At 41.8% G+C, this 15,347-nt stretch carries 12 protein-coding genes; 7 read left to right on the top strand and 5 right to left on the bottom strand.

What is annotated here, in order from left to right:
• The first annotated feature begins 88 nt into the window (after positions 1-88).
• From K1T76_RS02490 to K1T76_RS02480, 3 genes are all read left to right on the top strand, one after another.
• Positions 89-1,459, top strand: a complete 1,371-nt coding sequence (locus tag K1T76_RS02490; protein WP_230244002.1) for a uracil-xanthine permease family protein — start codon at positions 89-91, stop codon at positions 1,457-1,459.
• A 65-nt stretch (positions 1,460-1,524) separates the two neighbouring features.
• Positions 1,525-2,559, top strand: coding sequence for a methyltransferase (locus tag K1T76_RS02485; protein WP_070153747.1), 1,035 nt, complete (start codon positions 1,525-1,527; stop codon positions 2,557-2,559).
• Positions 2,559-4,022 carry an amino acid permease gene (locus K1T76_RS02480; protein WP_230244001.1) on the top strand — a complete coding sequence of 488 codons (1,464 nt, stop codon included), beginning with the start codon at positions 2,559-2,561 and terminating at the stop codon, positions 4,020-4,022. The genes K1T76_RS02485 and K1T76_RS02480 overlap by 1 nt, the downstream gene beginning before the upstream one ends.
• Positions 4,023-4,514: 492 nt before the next feature.
• On the opposite strand, the gene omp38 is transcribed toward K1T76_RS02480, so the two are convergent.
• Positions 4,515-5,552, bottom strand: coding sequence for an outer membrane protein Omp38 (gene omp38 / locus K1T76_RS02475; protein WP_180051963.1), 1,038 nt, complete (start codon positions 5,550-5,552; stop codon positions 4,515-4,517).
• Positions 5,553-5,927: 375 nt separating this feature from the next.
• On the opposite strand from omp38, the gene K1T76_RS02470 reads away from it, so the two are divergent.
• Together K1T76_RS02470 and K1T76_RS02465 are read left to right on the top strand one after the other, a co-directional pair.
• On the top strand, positions 5,928-6,446 hold the full coding sequence (locus K1T76_RS02470) for a GspH/FimT family pseudopilin (protein WP_230244000.1): 519 nt from the start codon (positions 5,928-5,930) through the stop codon (positions 6,444-6,446).
• A 128-nt stretch (positions 6,447-6,574) separates the two neighbouring features.
• Complete coding sequence (locus K1T76_RS02465; protein ID WP_230243999.1) at positions 6,575-7,750, top strand: thiolase family protein; 1,176 nt, start codon at positions 6,575-6,577, stop codon at positions 7,748-7,750.
• A 129-nt stretch (positions 7,751-7,879) separates the two neighbouring features.
• Here K1T76_RS02465 and K1T76_RS02460 read toward each other — a convergent pair whose 3' ends face one another.
• The 4 genes from K1T76_RS02460 to K1T76_RS02445 form a co-directional block, all read right to left on the bottom strand.
• A complete protein-coding gene (locus K1T76_RS02460; RefSeq protein WP_019837783.1) occupies positions 7,880-8,866 on the bottom strand; it encodes a diaminopimelate dehydrogenase in 987 nt (328 codons plus the stop codon).
• A gap of 306 nt (positions 8,867-9,172) precedes the next feature.
• Positions 9,173-9,658, bottom strand: a complete 486-nt coding sequence (locus K1T76_RS02455; RefSeq protein WP_230243998.1) for a DUF934 domain-containing protein — start codon at positions 9,656-9,658, stop codon at positions 9,173-9,175.
• Positions 9,651-11,294: a nitrite/sulfite reductase gene (locus K1T76_RS02450; protein WP_230243997.1), complete on the bottom strand. Its 1,644-nt coding sequence runs from the start codon at positions 11,292-11,294 to the stop codon at positions 9,651-9,653. Before K1T76_RS02450 ends, K1T76_RS02455 begins: the two co-directional genes overlap by 8 nt.
• A 272-nt stretch (positions 11,295-11,566) precedes the next feature.
• The gene (locus K1T76_RS02445) at positions 11,567-12,685 is read right to left on the bottom strand and encodes a CaiB/BaiF CoA transferase family protein (protein ID WP_230243996.1); all 1,119 of its coding nucleotides are present in this window, start codon (positions 12,683-12,685) and stop codon (positions 11,567-11,569) included.
• 210 nt (positions 12,686-12,895) lie between these two features.
• On the opposite strand from K1T76_RS02445, the gene K1T76_RS02440 reads away from it, so the two are divergent.
• Together K1T76_RS02440 and K1T76_RS02435 are read left to right on the top strand one after the other, a co-directional pair.
• Positions 12,896-13,906 (top strand): AraC family transcriptional regulator, encoded by a 1,011-nt coding sequence (locus tag K1T76_RS02440; protein ID WP_019837787.1) that lies wholly within the window; start codon positions 12,896-12,898, stop codon positions 13,904-13,906.
• Between the two features lie 230 nt (positions 13,907-14,136).
• Positions 14,137-15,342 (top strand): acetyl-CoA C-acetyltransferase, encoded by a 1,206-nt coding sequence (locus K1T76_RS02435; protein ID WP_070153758.1) that lies wholly within the window; start codon positions 14,137-14,139, stop codon positions 15,340-15,342.
• Positions 15,343-15,347 lie beyond the last annotated feature (5 nt).

The following is a 15,347-nucleotide window of genomic DNA, read 5'->3' as shown; positions in this document are numbered from 1 at the left end:
TTTTTTTTGATGAGAAACACGCTTTTGATTTTGTAAAGCTGTGTAACTCGATTAGAATAGCGCCACTTTTGCAATATCTTTACGACTTATGTCTGATTTTAACCAATCTCCCTCCCCAAAAGCCCCACTTGATCTGGTCTATGGTCTGAATGAGCGTCCAAAACCACTTATCGCTTTTTTAGCCGCTTTTCAGCATTTACTGGCAATTATTGTTCCGATTGTCACACCAGGCCTCTTAATTTGCTTGGCTTTAGGCGTTTCCAAACAAGATACCAACATGATCTTGTCAATGTCTTTGGTCATTTCAGGTATTGCAACCTTTTTACAATGTAAAAAAGTCGGCCCTTTTGGTGCAGGTTTACTCATTGTACAAGGCACCAGCTTTAACTTTATTGGCCCAATTATTGGTATCGGCTCTGCCATGGTTGCTGCAGGCACACCTGTTGAATCAGTCATGGCGGCAATTTTTGGTGTGGTCATTGCAGGCTCATTTATTGAAATGGGCGTTTCACAAATTTTACCTTGGGTAAAAAAGCTGATCACTCCGCTCGTGACAGGTATTGTTGTACTCCTGATTGGTTTGACCTTAATTAAAGAAGGTTTAATTAGTATGGGCGGTGGCTATCAAGCCATGAGCAATAATACCTTTGCCAATACTGACAACCTGATTATGTCGTGCACAGTCTTGGCCATTATCATTATTTTAAACCGTATCAATATCACATGGATTAAAAGCTCTGCCATTTTAATTGCCTTGGTGATTGGTTATGCAATGGCAGGCATGATGGGTCATCTTGACTTTTCAGGTCTGAAAGATGCGCCTCTGGTACAGGTCCCAACACCAATGCATTTTGGACTAGATTTCTCTTGGAGCTTGTTCATTCCCTTAGCATTTATTTATTTAGTGACATCATTAGAAGCCATTGGTGATATTACCGCGACCTCTAAACTTTCCAATCAACCTGTCGATGGCCCACAGTGGATGCAACGTATTAAAGGCGGTGTATTGGTGAATGGCGCAAACTCTTTCTTGGCAGGAATTTTCAACACCTTTCCAAGTTCAGTATTTGCCCAAAACAATGGCGTGATTCAACTCACAGGTGTTGCTAGCCGTTATGTTGGCATCTGGATTGCAGCCCTCCTCATCATTTTAGGCCTGCTCCCTGCGGTCGCAGGTGTGATTCAGGCTGTGCCTCAAGCCGTATTAGGTGGTGCTGTGATGGTGATGTTTGGTGCCGTTGCCGCTTCGGGGATTAATATTCTTTCAGGTGTCGTTTTAGATCGACGTGCCTTGCTGATTATCGCAATTTCCTTGGGCTTAGGCTTAGGTGTTGCACAAGTGCCACAAATTCTAGAACACTTACCTGAATTATTCCGTAATATTTTCAGTTCAGGCGTTGCCACAGGCGGTATTGCAGCACTCATTTTAAATATTGTGCTTCCTGAAAGTAAAAAGTAATTGCATGTCCAAAAAACACTGTCTGAGCTGAACTTAGACAGTGTTTTTCTATTGGAGAGAGAACCATGAACCCCCAAAGCGAAGTTTTACTCAGACAATATGATTATTTGTCTGGTCGTGTTCTACTGATCAATGCCCCAACCGATCAACTCCTCGCAGAATTGGGTGACTCAATCCAAGCCTCTGTGTGGACATGGAATTTTAACGACTATCAATACTTTCAAAATCAACAAGCGCAAGTGCATTTTGGTGCAGAATTGCCTGTAGGTGAATTTGATCAGGCGGTTATTTTTGTACCGAAATCCAAGGAATTACTCAATTACCTAATTCACTCCATTGCCGCACAACTCCCACAAGGCAGCAGCGTATTTTTAGTTGGTGAAAAGAAAGCTGGAATTGAACGGGCTGCAAAGCAATTACAACCTTATGGCAAGGCACTCAAGCTAGATAGCGCACGCCACTGCCAACTTTGGCAACTAATTTTAGACTGCAAGGTTCAAAATAAGACCTTAGCAGATTGGGTGCAAAGCTATACAGTTGCTACACCTAAAGGTGATTTACAGATTTGTGCATTGCCGGGTGTATTTAGCCAAAAACACTTAGATGTTGGCACAGCTGTGTTATTACCTTATTTAAATCAGGTGACTGCTGGAAAAATTGCAGATTTTGGCTGTGGTGCGGGCGTGATCAGTGCTTATTTAGCCAAACTCAACCCAGAAAATCGCATTTTTGCTTTAGATGTCGATGCATTTGCTTTAGCCTCAACACAAATGACGTTTGAAAAAAATCAACTCAACCCACAACAGCTTGAAATTAAAGCCGTGACAGGCATTGAGGATGCACCGTTATTTTTGCATGCCATCGTGAGTAATCCCCCGTTCCACCAAGGCATTCAAACACATTACGATGCCAGTGAAAATCTGTGTAAAACTTCACGTCGTCACCTGAAGTCGGGTGGTGAACTTTGGATCGTGGCTAATCGCTTTTTAAATTATCCACTCTTAATTGAACAAAGTTTCGGTCAATGCACAATCAAGGCAGATCAACAAGGCTTTAAAGTACTGTTTGCCAGTACTCAAAAAAATACGAAGGACGCATGATGAGCGAAACTCAAAACAATCGACAGTTACAGCGTAAGCTCGGTGCGCGTCATTTAAACATGATCGCCATTGGTGGCTCAATTGGTACAGGTTTATTCCTTGCATCAGGGGCAACTATTGCCAACGCAGGTCCTGGAGGCGCCTTACTTGCGTATGCCCTCATTGGTGTGATGATTTATTTCTTGATGACCAGTTTAGGGGAACTTGCCACCCACAATCCAACGTCTGGGGCTTTCTTTACCTATGGCAGTAAATATGTCGAAGGTGGTTTTGGTTTTGCACTCGGCTGGAACTACTGGTACAACTGGGCCATTACTGTGGCATTTGAATTGGTGGCTGTACAATTCATTATGAAATTCTGGTTTCCCGATATTCCTGGTTTCTATTGGAGTGCCTTATTTCTAGCGGTTGTATTTGGTATTAATGCCTTAACCGTCAAAGGTTTTGGTGAATCTGAGTTTTTCTTCTCACTGGTCAAAGTCCTTGCGATTATAGTGTTCATCATCATTGGTCTATTCATGATTATCAAAATCATGCTGACTCCAGATGTTGCTACTTTTGCCAATTGGAGCAAAGGAGAAGCGCCATTTGTAGGTGGATTATCTGCCTTAATTGGTGTGGCGATGATTGCAGGATTCTCATTTCAGGGTACTGAAATGGTGGGGGTTGCAGCGGGCGAATCTAAAAATCCCAAAAAGACCATTCCAATTGCAATTAAACAAATTTTCTGGCGCATCTTATTATTTTATATCGTCTGTATTTTCATCATCGGCACACTCATTGCCTACGATGACCCACGTTTACTCCAAGCAGCAGCGACCGATAATATCGCCCTTTCTCCTTTTACTTTACTGTATGAACAGGCAGGTTTTGCTTTTGCAGCAAGTGTTATGAATGCCGTGATTTTAACGGCTATTTTATCTGCTGGTAACTCAGGCATGTATTCCTCTACCCGTATGCTATTTGATATGGCACGCAAAGGTAGCGCACCAAAAGCTTTTGCCCGCTTAGATGCTCGTGGCGTCCCAATGAATGCACTGTATGCCACAACAGCAATCGCTGCACTATGTTTTTTAACAACATTTATTGGCGAAAAACAAGTATTTAACTGGCTTCTGAATATGTCAGGCATGTGTGGCTTTATCGTTTGGCTCGGAATTGCTGTATCTCATTACCGCTTCCGTAAAGGCTATTTGGCACAAGGCTTCAAACTTGAAGATTTAGATTACCGCGCCAAATTCTTTCCTTTTGCACCATGGTTTGCCTTTATTTTGTGTGCAATTGTCGTGTTAGGGCAAAACTACCAAGCAGTGCTCGAAGGTGAATGGCTCGCTGTTTTATCGACTTATATTGGTATTCTTTTGTTCTTGGTCATTTGGTTAGGCTATAAATGGAAACACAAAACTAAACTGATTGCATATCAGGATATGGATGTGAAACCACTACACCCTGATCATGACTAAAAAAATTCTTCTTCTATTGCATTTCATTTGAGAAGCTAAGATTCAAAAAACAGTCAACATATGGCTGTTTTTTTAGCGTAAATTTCAAGCAAATTCGAGTTACAACATATTTTGTTATCAATATTACGGCGAGAGATCACGCCACAAACTGCTCAATGTTGATTTTATAATCGTTAAACAACGATTTGATCGACTGATAGACATCGAGTCCATATTTTAAAAGTTTGATCTGCGACGACGCTTTGGAGTTTTTAAATGAATTAACGATAAACTTGGTATAAAAATTCGACTAAGTTTACGAGTCAACAGACCGAAATATTAAGCACAATCTGCCTCTACCTTATTTACTCTTTATTCTAAAAATCATACTTTTACAATATTTTTTAAAAGTATTGAATGTAAATCATTTCAGGCACTCTTTAGTCAATATATTTCATAAAAATAAGCATAAAAAAACGACTCCGAAGAGTCGTTTTTTCAACTTAACTCAAATTATTGAGCTTGTTGTTCAACAGTCACTGTACGGCTGCCAGTGATCGTCGCGAATACACGACGGTTCATAGCACGACCTTCTTTAGTGTTGTTGTCTGCAATCGGTTGATCCCAAGCGAAACCTTGAGTAGACAAACGAGCTGGATCTACATTGTATTCATTTACAAGTGAAGATTTAACAGAGTTCGCACGCGCTAAAGATAAACGTTCGTTCAATGCACGTGGACCAGTGTTGTCAGTGTGACCTTCGATGCGAGCAGTAGCGTTTGGATATTCAACTAACTTCTCAGCAACTTTAGCAATTTCTGGCTTGTACTGATCTTTGATGTTTGATTTGTTGGTATCAAAGAACACACGAAGTTCCATGTTCAGGTCTTCAGTCAACTCTTGTGGAGCTGGTTGAACTGGAGCAACTGTTTCAACTGGAGCAACTTCTACTACAGGAGCAGCTGGCTTCAAGTGACCGCCAAGAACTACGTTAAGACCAGCTAAAGCTGTGTAGTTCCAGAATTTTTCGTCAAAGTGGTAAGTACCACGTGCTTCTGTACGAAGAGATAAAGCATCGTTCAAACGGAAGAACGCACCTACACCAGCATTACCTAAAGTACCTTCTTCACCGTCACGGTATGCCAAAGCAGGGTGATCAAAATCATACTTATAGTGACCAGCACCTAACAATACGTATGGCTTGATTTTGCTGTCATAGTTTTTTGTGATCAAGTCAGAAGTCGCATAGAAGTTACCTGCGATGTTCTTCGCTTTATATTCACCACGGTTTGTATCAACATCACCTTTCACTTGGCTATATTCTGCTTCAAAACCTAACCAAGGAGTAAGCTCAACACCAAGCGCAGCACCTACGAATAAATCATCCTGTAGTTCTGGACCATTTGTTAATTCCCCATCACTACCGCCATTGTTATGCTGTGTATCAAACATAGTATAACCAAGCATTAATGGGGTAACAGTTACGCCCGCGTTTGCAGCAGCTAAAGGAGCAGCTACGAGCATTGCTAATGCAATACGACTCATTTTCATGGATTTATCCTCCAGAGATAACAATTGTTGTTCAAGCTCAAGCCTAAATTTTCGACTACCCTGAGATAGGCTTTCTTATACCCCAGTATTATTTTTAAGCTAGTCACTTTGAATCATACAAACACTTTATTACTTTTCCAAGTGCTTGATAATTTTAATCAAGTAAATTATTGACAAAATTACTTACAATTTCCGTTGTAATTCGGTAACTTTCTACTCAATTTTTTATTGTGAATAGCTTATCTTTCCTGCGCTTTATTTTAACAGCTTTCTAGAAAGTTGTTTAATATTTATTATACAGCAGATAAAGCGCTATAAAACAACGAATTACTCAAATTAATCATAAAAAAACATAACAATAACAGGTATAGACTTATGTCGAATATAAGCAAAAATGGCTTCACGCTGTTTGAATTGATCGTCACGTTAGCGATTAGTGCGATTTTAATCATGGTTGCCCTGCCCTATTTTCATCAGCTGATGGCACAACAAGAACTCAAACGAATTCAGTACTCATTGCTGTCTAGCCTAAAAATAGCACGCTCCCATGCCCTCACCCACCACAGCAATGTGGTGATTTGTCCTACACAAAACTTTGTTCAATGTAGCAAGCAAAACTGGAATACTGGTTTTTTGATCTTTATGGATCGTAATCGAAACCGCCAAATTGACGACAATGAATACATTCTTTATACAGAAAAAACTGCACTTAAATACGGAACTTTGGATTGGCGTGGAACTTTAAACATTCCTAGTGTGACTTTTAATGCTCAACAAGGTTTGCCGATCGGCTCGAATGGTAGCTTCTTTTACTGTTCCACTCACCTTACAAGCAGGCGCTTCATACTCAGTAAAATGGGGCAAACCCGAGCTGAAGACATCAATTTATGTTAACTCAGCAGTCTAAACGATCTTTACATTGTCACTTTATTCTCTTCTTTTTTTGCCTATACTGCAGAGTTGATCTATTCCTACTTGGAATTCAATCTAGACATAAGCACATATAAAATTGGGAGAATAAAATGACGGATATCGTGATTGTGAATGGCGCTCGTACTGCTATGGGTGGTTTTCAGGGCAGTTTATCCACACTAAGTGCACCTGAACTTGGTGCAGCAAGTATTCAAGCTGCAATTCAACGTGCAGGTCTACAACCCACAGATATCGAGGAAGTCATTATGGGTTGTGTTTTACCTGCAGGCTTAAAACAAGGTCCTGCACGTCAAGCCATGCGTCAAGCTGGTTTGCCAGATTCAACAGGCGCAGTGACCATCAACAAACTGTGTGGTTCGGGTATGAAAGCCGTCATGCAAGCGGCTGATGCAATTAAAGCCGGTTCTGCTTCTATCATTGTTGCAGGTGGTATGGAATCGATGAGTAATGCGCCATATATTCTGACCAAAGCACGCGCGGGTTACCGTATGGGGCACGGTGATGTGAAAGATCACATGTTCCTAGATGGCTTAGAAGATGCAGAAACAGGGCGTTTAATGGGATCATTTGCACAAGACATGGCCAATAGCAAAGGCTATACCCGTGAACAAATGGATGATTTTGCGATTCGCTCCCTCAAACGCGCACAAACTGCCGTAAATGAAGGCTATTTTGTCGATGAAATTGTGCCTGTAAATGTTTCAACACGTAAAGGGGACGTGGTTGTCGATAAAGACGAACAACCGTTTAATGCGAATATTGAAAAAATTCCAACTCTTCGTCCTGCTTTTGCCAAAGATGGTACGATTACCGCTGCCAATGCCAGCTCAATTTCAGATGGTGCTTCGGCTTTAGTCCTGACGTCTGCAGAAAATGCAGCAAACAAAGGTTTACAGCCATTGGCGAAAATTGTGGCTTATGCCACCAATTCACAACATCCATCAGAATTCACTATCGCCCCTGTTGCTGCAATTCAAAAAGTATTAGATAAAGCGGGTTGGCAAGTTGCAGATGTAGATTTATGGGAAATCAATGAAGCTTTTGCCATGGTCACCATGTGCCCAATAGATGAATTCAAGCTTGATCCTGAAAAAGTGAATATCAATGGTGGTGCCTGTGCGCTTGGACATCCTGTGGGTTCTACAGGTTCACGTATTATCCTGACTTTAATTCATGCGCTTAAACGTACAGGTGGCAAACGTGGCGTGGCCGCTCTCTGTATTGGCGGTGGTGAGGCAACTGCAGTCGCGATTGAATTGCTTTAATGCATTGCAACCCCTATTTCGTAAAGCAGAATTAGGGCAGATGGAATACAGTCATTCCCAACCCTTCTTTATTCAAAAAGCAAAAAGACGAATCATTGATTCGTCTTTTTGCTTATAGCTTGAAAAAGTTTAGAGCAATTCAGCGCGCAACTGTTCAGGCGATTTCATTGACAATAAACCTGGCGCAACATCGTAAGCAGTTTTTGCACCATATTGCTGCATTTGGTTTAAACGATAACAAGCACGTGCATAAGCTACCAAAATACTCGCGGTAAACTCCGGATTGCTGTCTAACTTCAATGAGAATTCAAGCACTTGTTTTTGTTCATCGCTGGTATTGCCACTGCGAATAACAAAACCACCATGCGGCATGCGTTGGTGATCTTTGGCCAAAGTCGCTTCATCAATGAAATTTACAGTTGTGTTGTAGTCTGCGAAATAATCTGGCATGGTCACAATCGCTTGCTCAACGGAAGCTGCATCGGCACCTTCTGCAAGTACGACATAACATTCACGAGTATGTTTGTCTTTAGTGCTTAATACAGGGCGCGCACCGCTACGCACTTGCTCAATCGCATCATTAGATGGAATGGTATATTGCACACCTGCTTTTACACCATCAACACGACGAATGGCATCTGAGTGTCCCTGGCTTAAACCTTTCCCCCAAAATGTATAAGTTTCGCCATCGGGTAATAAAGCTTCACCAAATAAACGATTGATTGAGAACATGCCTGGATCCCAACCAATTGAGATAAGTGCAGTTTTCTTATTCGCTGTCGCAGGTGCATCTACAGATGCATAATATTCAGGAATACGCGCATGCGTATCGAAACTATCGACAATATTAAATTGGCTGGCTAATACAGGGCCTTGTTGTGGCAAGTCGTCTTTTGAACCACCACATAAAATCAGTACGTCAATTTTGTCTTGAAAATCGGACAGTGAATCCATTTGAAAAACTGCTGTTTCAGCATAACATGGTGAAACGCTTTCAGGCGCACGGCGGGTAAAAATACCTACCAATTGCAAATCTGGGTTTTTCTGAATTGCCGTTTCAACGCCACGACCTAAATTGCCATAACCAGCAATACCAATACGGATAGAATTTTGCATAAAGACAAATCACTTCATTATGAAAAAATTGAATAAATAAATCAGAGGATAATCACATCCAATTATCGTCTTGATTGATTTTTGATACTTTAAAATAAAGTTTATATAGGGCTACGATGCTTCGTCAGTGTGCTTATACTACAGCACTTTACCGCAAATTAAATCATTAAGATGTGAGATAAAACAAGCAGTTTGATGATTTTAAGGCAAACAAAAAACCTGCGCATGGCAGGCTGTTTGTAAATGTGTGAACCGCTATATTTCAATGAAATCTATCTATATTTAGATAAACTCATCATCAATATATTACGCACCAGTTTGATAATTTGGTTTTGGTACAGCAGTAGACGCTTGATAAGGGCGGGTAAAATCCGTCAAACCTGCCGCAGCTTCTTGCACGTCTTTACCCTCTTTAATCACGAAAGTATCGAAACCTGCACGCTTCATATAGTTCAAGACATCTTTAAATACATCACCGACTGCACGAAGTTCGCCCTTAAAGCCTTGACGGCGTAACAATGCCGCAAAAGAATAACCTCGACCATCGTTAAAACCTGCGAACTCAATAAAAATCGCATCGAGTTCTGCCAATGGAAATTCATGGTTTTCAGGCGAAGCATCTACCGTTAAATACAAAGCTTTTTTACCTGAAATTTGTGCCAACAGATCAAGCTGTTCAACGCTAAGCACCACATCACCTTGCGGTAATGCTGCATCTTCAGCAATCACTTGATAAGTATTGTCTGCAATCGTGCCATCTTTCGCGAGCACAGGGAGTGCAGTATTAAGCATAAGCGCGCTCCTTAAATGGTTGAATGCCGACACGACGATAAGTGTCGATGAAGTCTTCACCCTCACTACGCAAATCTAAGTAGGTATTTAAAATTTCTTCCACGACATCTGGAATTACTTCGGCAGCAAAAGATGGCCCTAAAATATCACCAATTGAAGCATCATGGTCTGCATGCCCACCTAAAGTGATTTGGTAAAATTCGGCGCCTTTTTTATCGACACCTAAAATCCCGATATTACCAACGTGGTGATGACCACAAGCATTCATACAACCTGAAATATTCAAATCCAGTTTGCCAAGATTATAAATGGTATCCAAATCATCAAAACGTCGTGAAATAGCTTCTGAAATTGGAATAGATTTGGCGTTGGCAAGTGAACAGAAATCCCCCCCCGGACAGCAAATAATATCGGTAATAAAGCCAATATGTGCACGCGCCAAGTTGTTAGCATCTAGGACTTGCCACAATGCAAATAAGTCTTTTTGTGGCACATCTACCAAGGCAATATTTTGTTCATGCGTGGTACGCAATTCACCAAAGGTATATTGATCTGCTAAATCTGCAATTAGATTCATTTCTTCGGTTGTCATGTCACCTGGTGCAACACCTGCACGCTTCAATGAAATAGTGACAATACGGTAACCCTGCACTTTATGTGCATTGGTATTGATGTTGAACCATTGCTTGAATTTTGGATACTGTGCAAACAGCTCACTAAAATCTTCATCGGCATAATTTTGATAAGCAAATGGCGTGAAGTTTTCATCCATTTTCTGCAAAGTTTCTGCATCAATTTTTAAAGTTTTCACTGTATGTGCAAACTCAGCTTCAACTTTTTCTGCAAATACTGCTGGCGTTAACGCTTTTACCAAAATCTTGATACGTGCTTTATATTTATTGTCACGGCGACCGTGTAAGTTATAGACACGCAATACTGCTTCTAAATAAGCAATCAAATCTTCACGTGGCAAGAATTCACGAATCACACTACCAATAATTGGAGTACGGCCTAAACCACCACCCACTTTAATTTGGTAACCCGTTTCACCTGCCGCATTTTTAACAATATATACGCCAATGTCGTGAAACGCAGTCGCTGCACGATCCACTTCTTCAAGTGCTGAAACAGCAATTTTGAACTTTCGTGGCAAGAATGCAAATTCAGGATGGAAGGTAGACCACTGACGAATTAACTCACAAGTCGGACGAGGGTCGGCAATTTCACCTGCCACAACGCCTGCATATTGGTCTGTGGTGGTGTTACGAATACAGTTGCCTGAGGTTTGAATAGCATGCATTTGTACTGTTGCAAGCTCAGCTAGCATATCTGGCACATTTTCAAGTGCAGGCCAGTTAAACTGAATATTTTGACGTGTTGATACGTGTGCATAACCACGGTCATAGTCTTTGGCCAGCTGCGCCACTTTACGCAATTGCTTAGAATTCATCAGACCATAAGGCACAGCAATACGCAACATTGGCGCATAGCGTTGTACATACAAACCATTTTGCAGACGTAATGGACGATATTCGTCTTCAGTCAATTTGCCTGCTAAATAACGTTCCGTTTGGTCACGGAACTGTGCAACACGTTCATTAATCAGTTGCTGATCGAAATCAGTATATAAATACATGGCGTACAGCTAGTCATTTCTATTATCACGGCTGACAGCATAGCGAGATTCAATCTATCAACAAAATGTGTTTTTTACATATTTCTTAGCGATTTTATTGATAAGACATTGCAATGGCACAGCCTGCAAGCCTTTGCCGAAATTTCCAGACTATTTACATAACTATCACAAAATAATGCATGCTTTAGCAATTTTTATGCTAAAGCATCTATCTTCGTTTTTATTTCGTGTTTAAGTTGAGTTTCCTACATATTTTTAGCTATTGAGCATGATCACCATTGTCCTACACCTAAAGCCTGCCCAATATAGTCATAGCGCATTTTTGAACGTGAAAATTTAATAGGACAAGCCAACTGAGTTTCGGTTTGTGTGGCATTGCCTTGGATTGGAACATTTACAATCCAACCGCGCTGCTTTGCCAAGGGTGAATGTAAAGCTTCATCTAAAGTTAAAACGGGTTCTACACAAACATCGTGTTGTGCAAAGATATGCTGCCACGTGGCAAAATTTTGCGCTTTAATCTTGGCCTGAATGGCTTGTTTCACTTGTATATGGTCTTGCGGGTCTAAAGATGTGCCTTTTTCGAGCAAAATGGGCAAATCTAAAATTTGTGCCAAGCCTTGCATAAATTGTGGCTCTAAGCTGCCCACCGAAAGATAACGACCATCGGCCGTTTCATAATAGTCATAATAACTGCCTCCATTTAAGTAAGATTGCTCAGCATATTGAGGCAGCTGTGCCGCCAAAACAGCAGAAGCTGCCATATTATTTAATGTGGCAGCACAATCGGTCATCGAAATATCAATATATTGCCCTAAGCCACTGCGCTGACGCTCAATCACCGCACTCAAAATTCCAACCAAAGCATGCAATGAACCACCTGCTACATCGGCCACCTGAATACCTAGCGGTGGCGGCCCGCCTGCTTGACGTCCGCTGTGCCCTGCAATTCCAGACAAAGCTAAATAGTTGATGTCATGTCCTGCTCGTTGTTGATAATCACCTGTTTGTCCATAACCTGTGATGGAACAATAGATCAGTCGCGGATTAATTTTTGCCAAGCTGGCATAGTCCAGTCCTAAACGCTGCATCACCCCTGGTCTAAACTGTTCGAGTATAATATCGAAATCAGTAATTTTCTCGTGAATAAGGTGAATACTTTCCGGAGATTTTAAATCGAGAGTAATGGACTGTTTATTACGATTCAAATAACTATGCGAAGTCGCCTGTCCATTGGCATAGGGCGGAAATAAACGAATCAAGTCAGGTCGGCTTGCCGATTCAATGTGAATGACCTCTGCGCCCATATCCGCCAAATACAAACTGGCAAAAGGACCTGGTAATAAGGTGGAAAAATCCAAAACTTTTAAACCGCTTAGTGCATGTGTCATTGTTGTGATTACTCAATTTTTACTGATTTTCCGTTCATCTTATAAACAGCAAAACTGTAACACAATGTCATGTTCAGCCATTTACCTTGATCATTTCGGCAATTTATTATGTAAAATAAGTAAAATTGGTATTGTAAATTGCCAATTTCAATTTTTTAGCGTCATTTAGGTCAAGCTTACGTGAATACAAAAGAGACTGAAGGATTTAACATGAGCCGCGATACCATTAGTATCCATTTTGTCAATGCTGCGCTCACAGGTGTCAAACGACTCGGCATGGACGTCGAAACCTTATTATCTCATGTCGGTATTGAAGCAGAACTTCTGCGCCAACCGAAAGCACGTATTTCACCTGAACAATATACCCGCTTTATTAAAATGCTGTGGATGGTGACCCAAGACGAACACGTCGGTTTTGATTCTCAGCCACGTCGTTTGGGTACATTCGCAATCATGTGCCAATTGGTGATTCACGCCAAAACATTGGGCGATGCCTTAGAACTTTCTTCGCAATTTTATAAGCTTTTTGGTGATGATTGGTCAGTTACATTAGAACGCGATAAACACGAAGCGCGTTTGGTGCCCTCTATTCCACAAGTCATGGATCCTGATCACTTTATTACTGAAAGTATGTTGATGATTTGGCACGGCTTGGCCTCTTGGCTGATTGAACGTCGCCTGCCTTTAGAGCGTGTGCATTTTGGCTATCCTCGTCCTGCACACGCAGATGAATACGATGCGTTGTTCTTTGCGCCTGTTATGCAATTTGACATGCCACGCACTGAAATTACCTTTGCTGCCGACTATCTAGATTTACCAATTCGTCAAACTCAAGAAACCTTAGACGAATTCTTAAAAACTGCACCTGCACAATTATTGGTGAAATTCAAAAACACCAATTCTTTAACTTCGCGTATTCGTGATGTGTTAAAGAGTCAGATTGGCGAAGAAATGCCAACCTTGAACGATGTTGCATCAATGTTGTACCTGTCGCCACAAACCTTGCGTCGTCGTTTGGCTGCAGAAGGTAAAAGCTATCAAGGGGTAAAAGATGCGCTACGTCGTGATGCCGCGATTCATCTATTGCTGAATCCTGAACTCACTCTAGAAGATGTAGCACAACAAGTTGGCTTTAGTGAAACCAGTACTTTCCACCGTGCTTTCAAAAAGTGGACTGGCGTCACCCCTGGTTTATACCGTCAGTTGCATGGTTATCATTAATTCACAGCTAAAAAATTCACATTCACCCGTAATTTCAGTTAATCGCCCTTGCACACTGCAAGGGCTTTTTTTATCGCTCTATTTTAGTTTCAATCTTTCTAACAAATTTCTGTGTCATCCCAATTAGCAAAAAACCTCACTGACCTTTACCGTTCTTGTCATTGCACTTCAAAATTTTCAGATTACACTCAAAAGCAATCATAAAGAAAACTATCGACAAAGGATTGATTATGAGCGAGGCCTATATCATTGATGCTATTCGCACTCCGCGCGGCAAAGGAAAAAAAGATGGCGCATTACACGAAGTTAAACCCATTCGCCTACTCACGACTTTATTAAATGAATTGCAACAACGACACAGCCTAGACACCTCACAAGTAGACGACATTGTTTTGGGTTGTGTCACACCAATTGGCGATCAGGGTGCGGATATTGCCAAAACTGCTGCGATTGCCGCAGGTTGGGACAATGATGTTGCAGGCGTACAAATCAACCGCTTTTGTGCCTCGGGCTTAGAAGCCGTGAACCTCGCAGCGCAAAAAGTCCGTTCAGGTTGGGAAGATTTAATCGTTGCTGGGGGTGTGGAATCTATGTCGCGCGTGGCAATGGGTTCTGATGGTGGTGCTTGGGCATTCGACCCTGAAACCAACATGGCCTGTGACTTTATTCCCCAAGGCATTGGCGCTGACTTAATTGCCACTTTAGATGGTTATAGTCGCACCGAGGTCGATCAATTTGCAACCGCATCGCAACAAAAAGCAGCCGCAGCACAAGCGCGGGGATATTTCGAACGCTCGATTGTACCCGTTAAAGATCAGGCAGGTGTGGTGATTTTGGCACAAGATGAATTTATCAAAGCACAGACCACAGCTGAAAGTTTGGCACAGCTCAAGCCAAGTTTCGCGATGATGGGACAAATGGGGTTCGATGCCATCGCCTTGCAAAAATATCCTGAAGCAGAACAAGTCAATCATGTGCATCATGCAGGCAATTCATCGGGTATTGTTGATGGCGCGGCATTGGTGTTGATTGCATCGGAACAGGCGGTACAACAACACAATTTAAAACCACGCGCCAAAGTGCTTGCCACTGCACTGGTCGGCACAGATCCTGCGATTATGCTCACAGGACCAGCACCTGCAGCACGCAAAGCCTTAGCCAAAGCAGGACTGAACATTGAAGATATTGATCTGTTCGAAGTTAATGAAGCCTTTGCAGCCGTGGTTCTGCGTTTTATTACCGAGCTTCAGGTCGACCCCGCCAAAGTCAATGTGAATGGTGGTGCCATTGCCTTGGGTCATCCACTTGGCGCGACAGGTGCTATGATTTTAGGCACTTTACTGGACGAACTAGAACGACAAGATAAAAAACGCGGCATGGCTACATTATGTGTAGGCGGTGGGATGGGAATTGCCACCATTATTGAGCGAGTATAAGGAGT

It is taken from the genome of Acinetobacter sp. PW68 (genome assembly GCF_020982655.1).
GTDB classification, from domain to species: Bacteria; Pseudomonadota; Gammaproteobacteria; order Pseudomonadales; family Moraxellaceae; genus Acinetobacter; species Acinetobacter towneri_A.
Note: the sequence above shows the minus strand (reverse complement) of the source record. Positions and strands in the feature narration are given on the sequence as shown.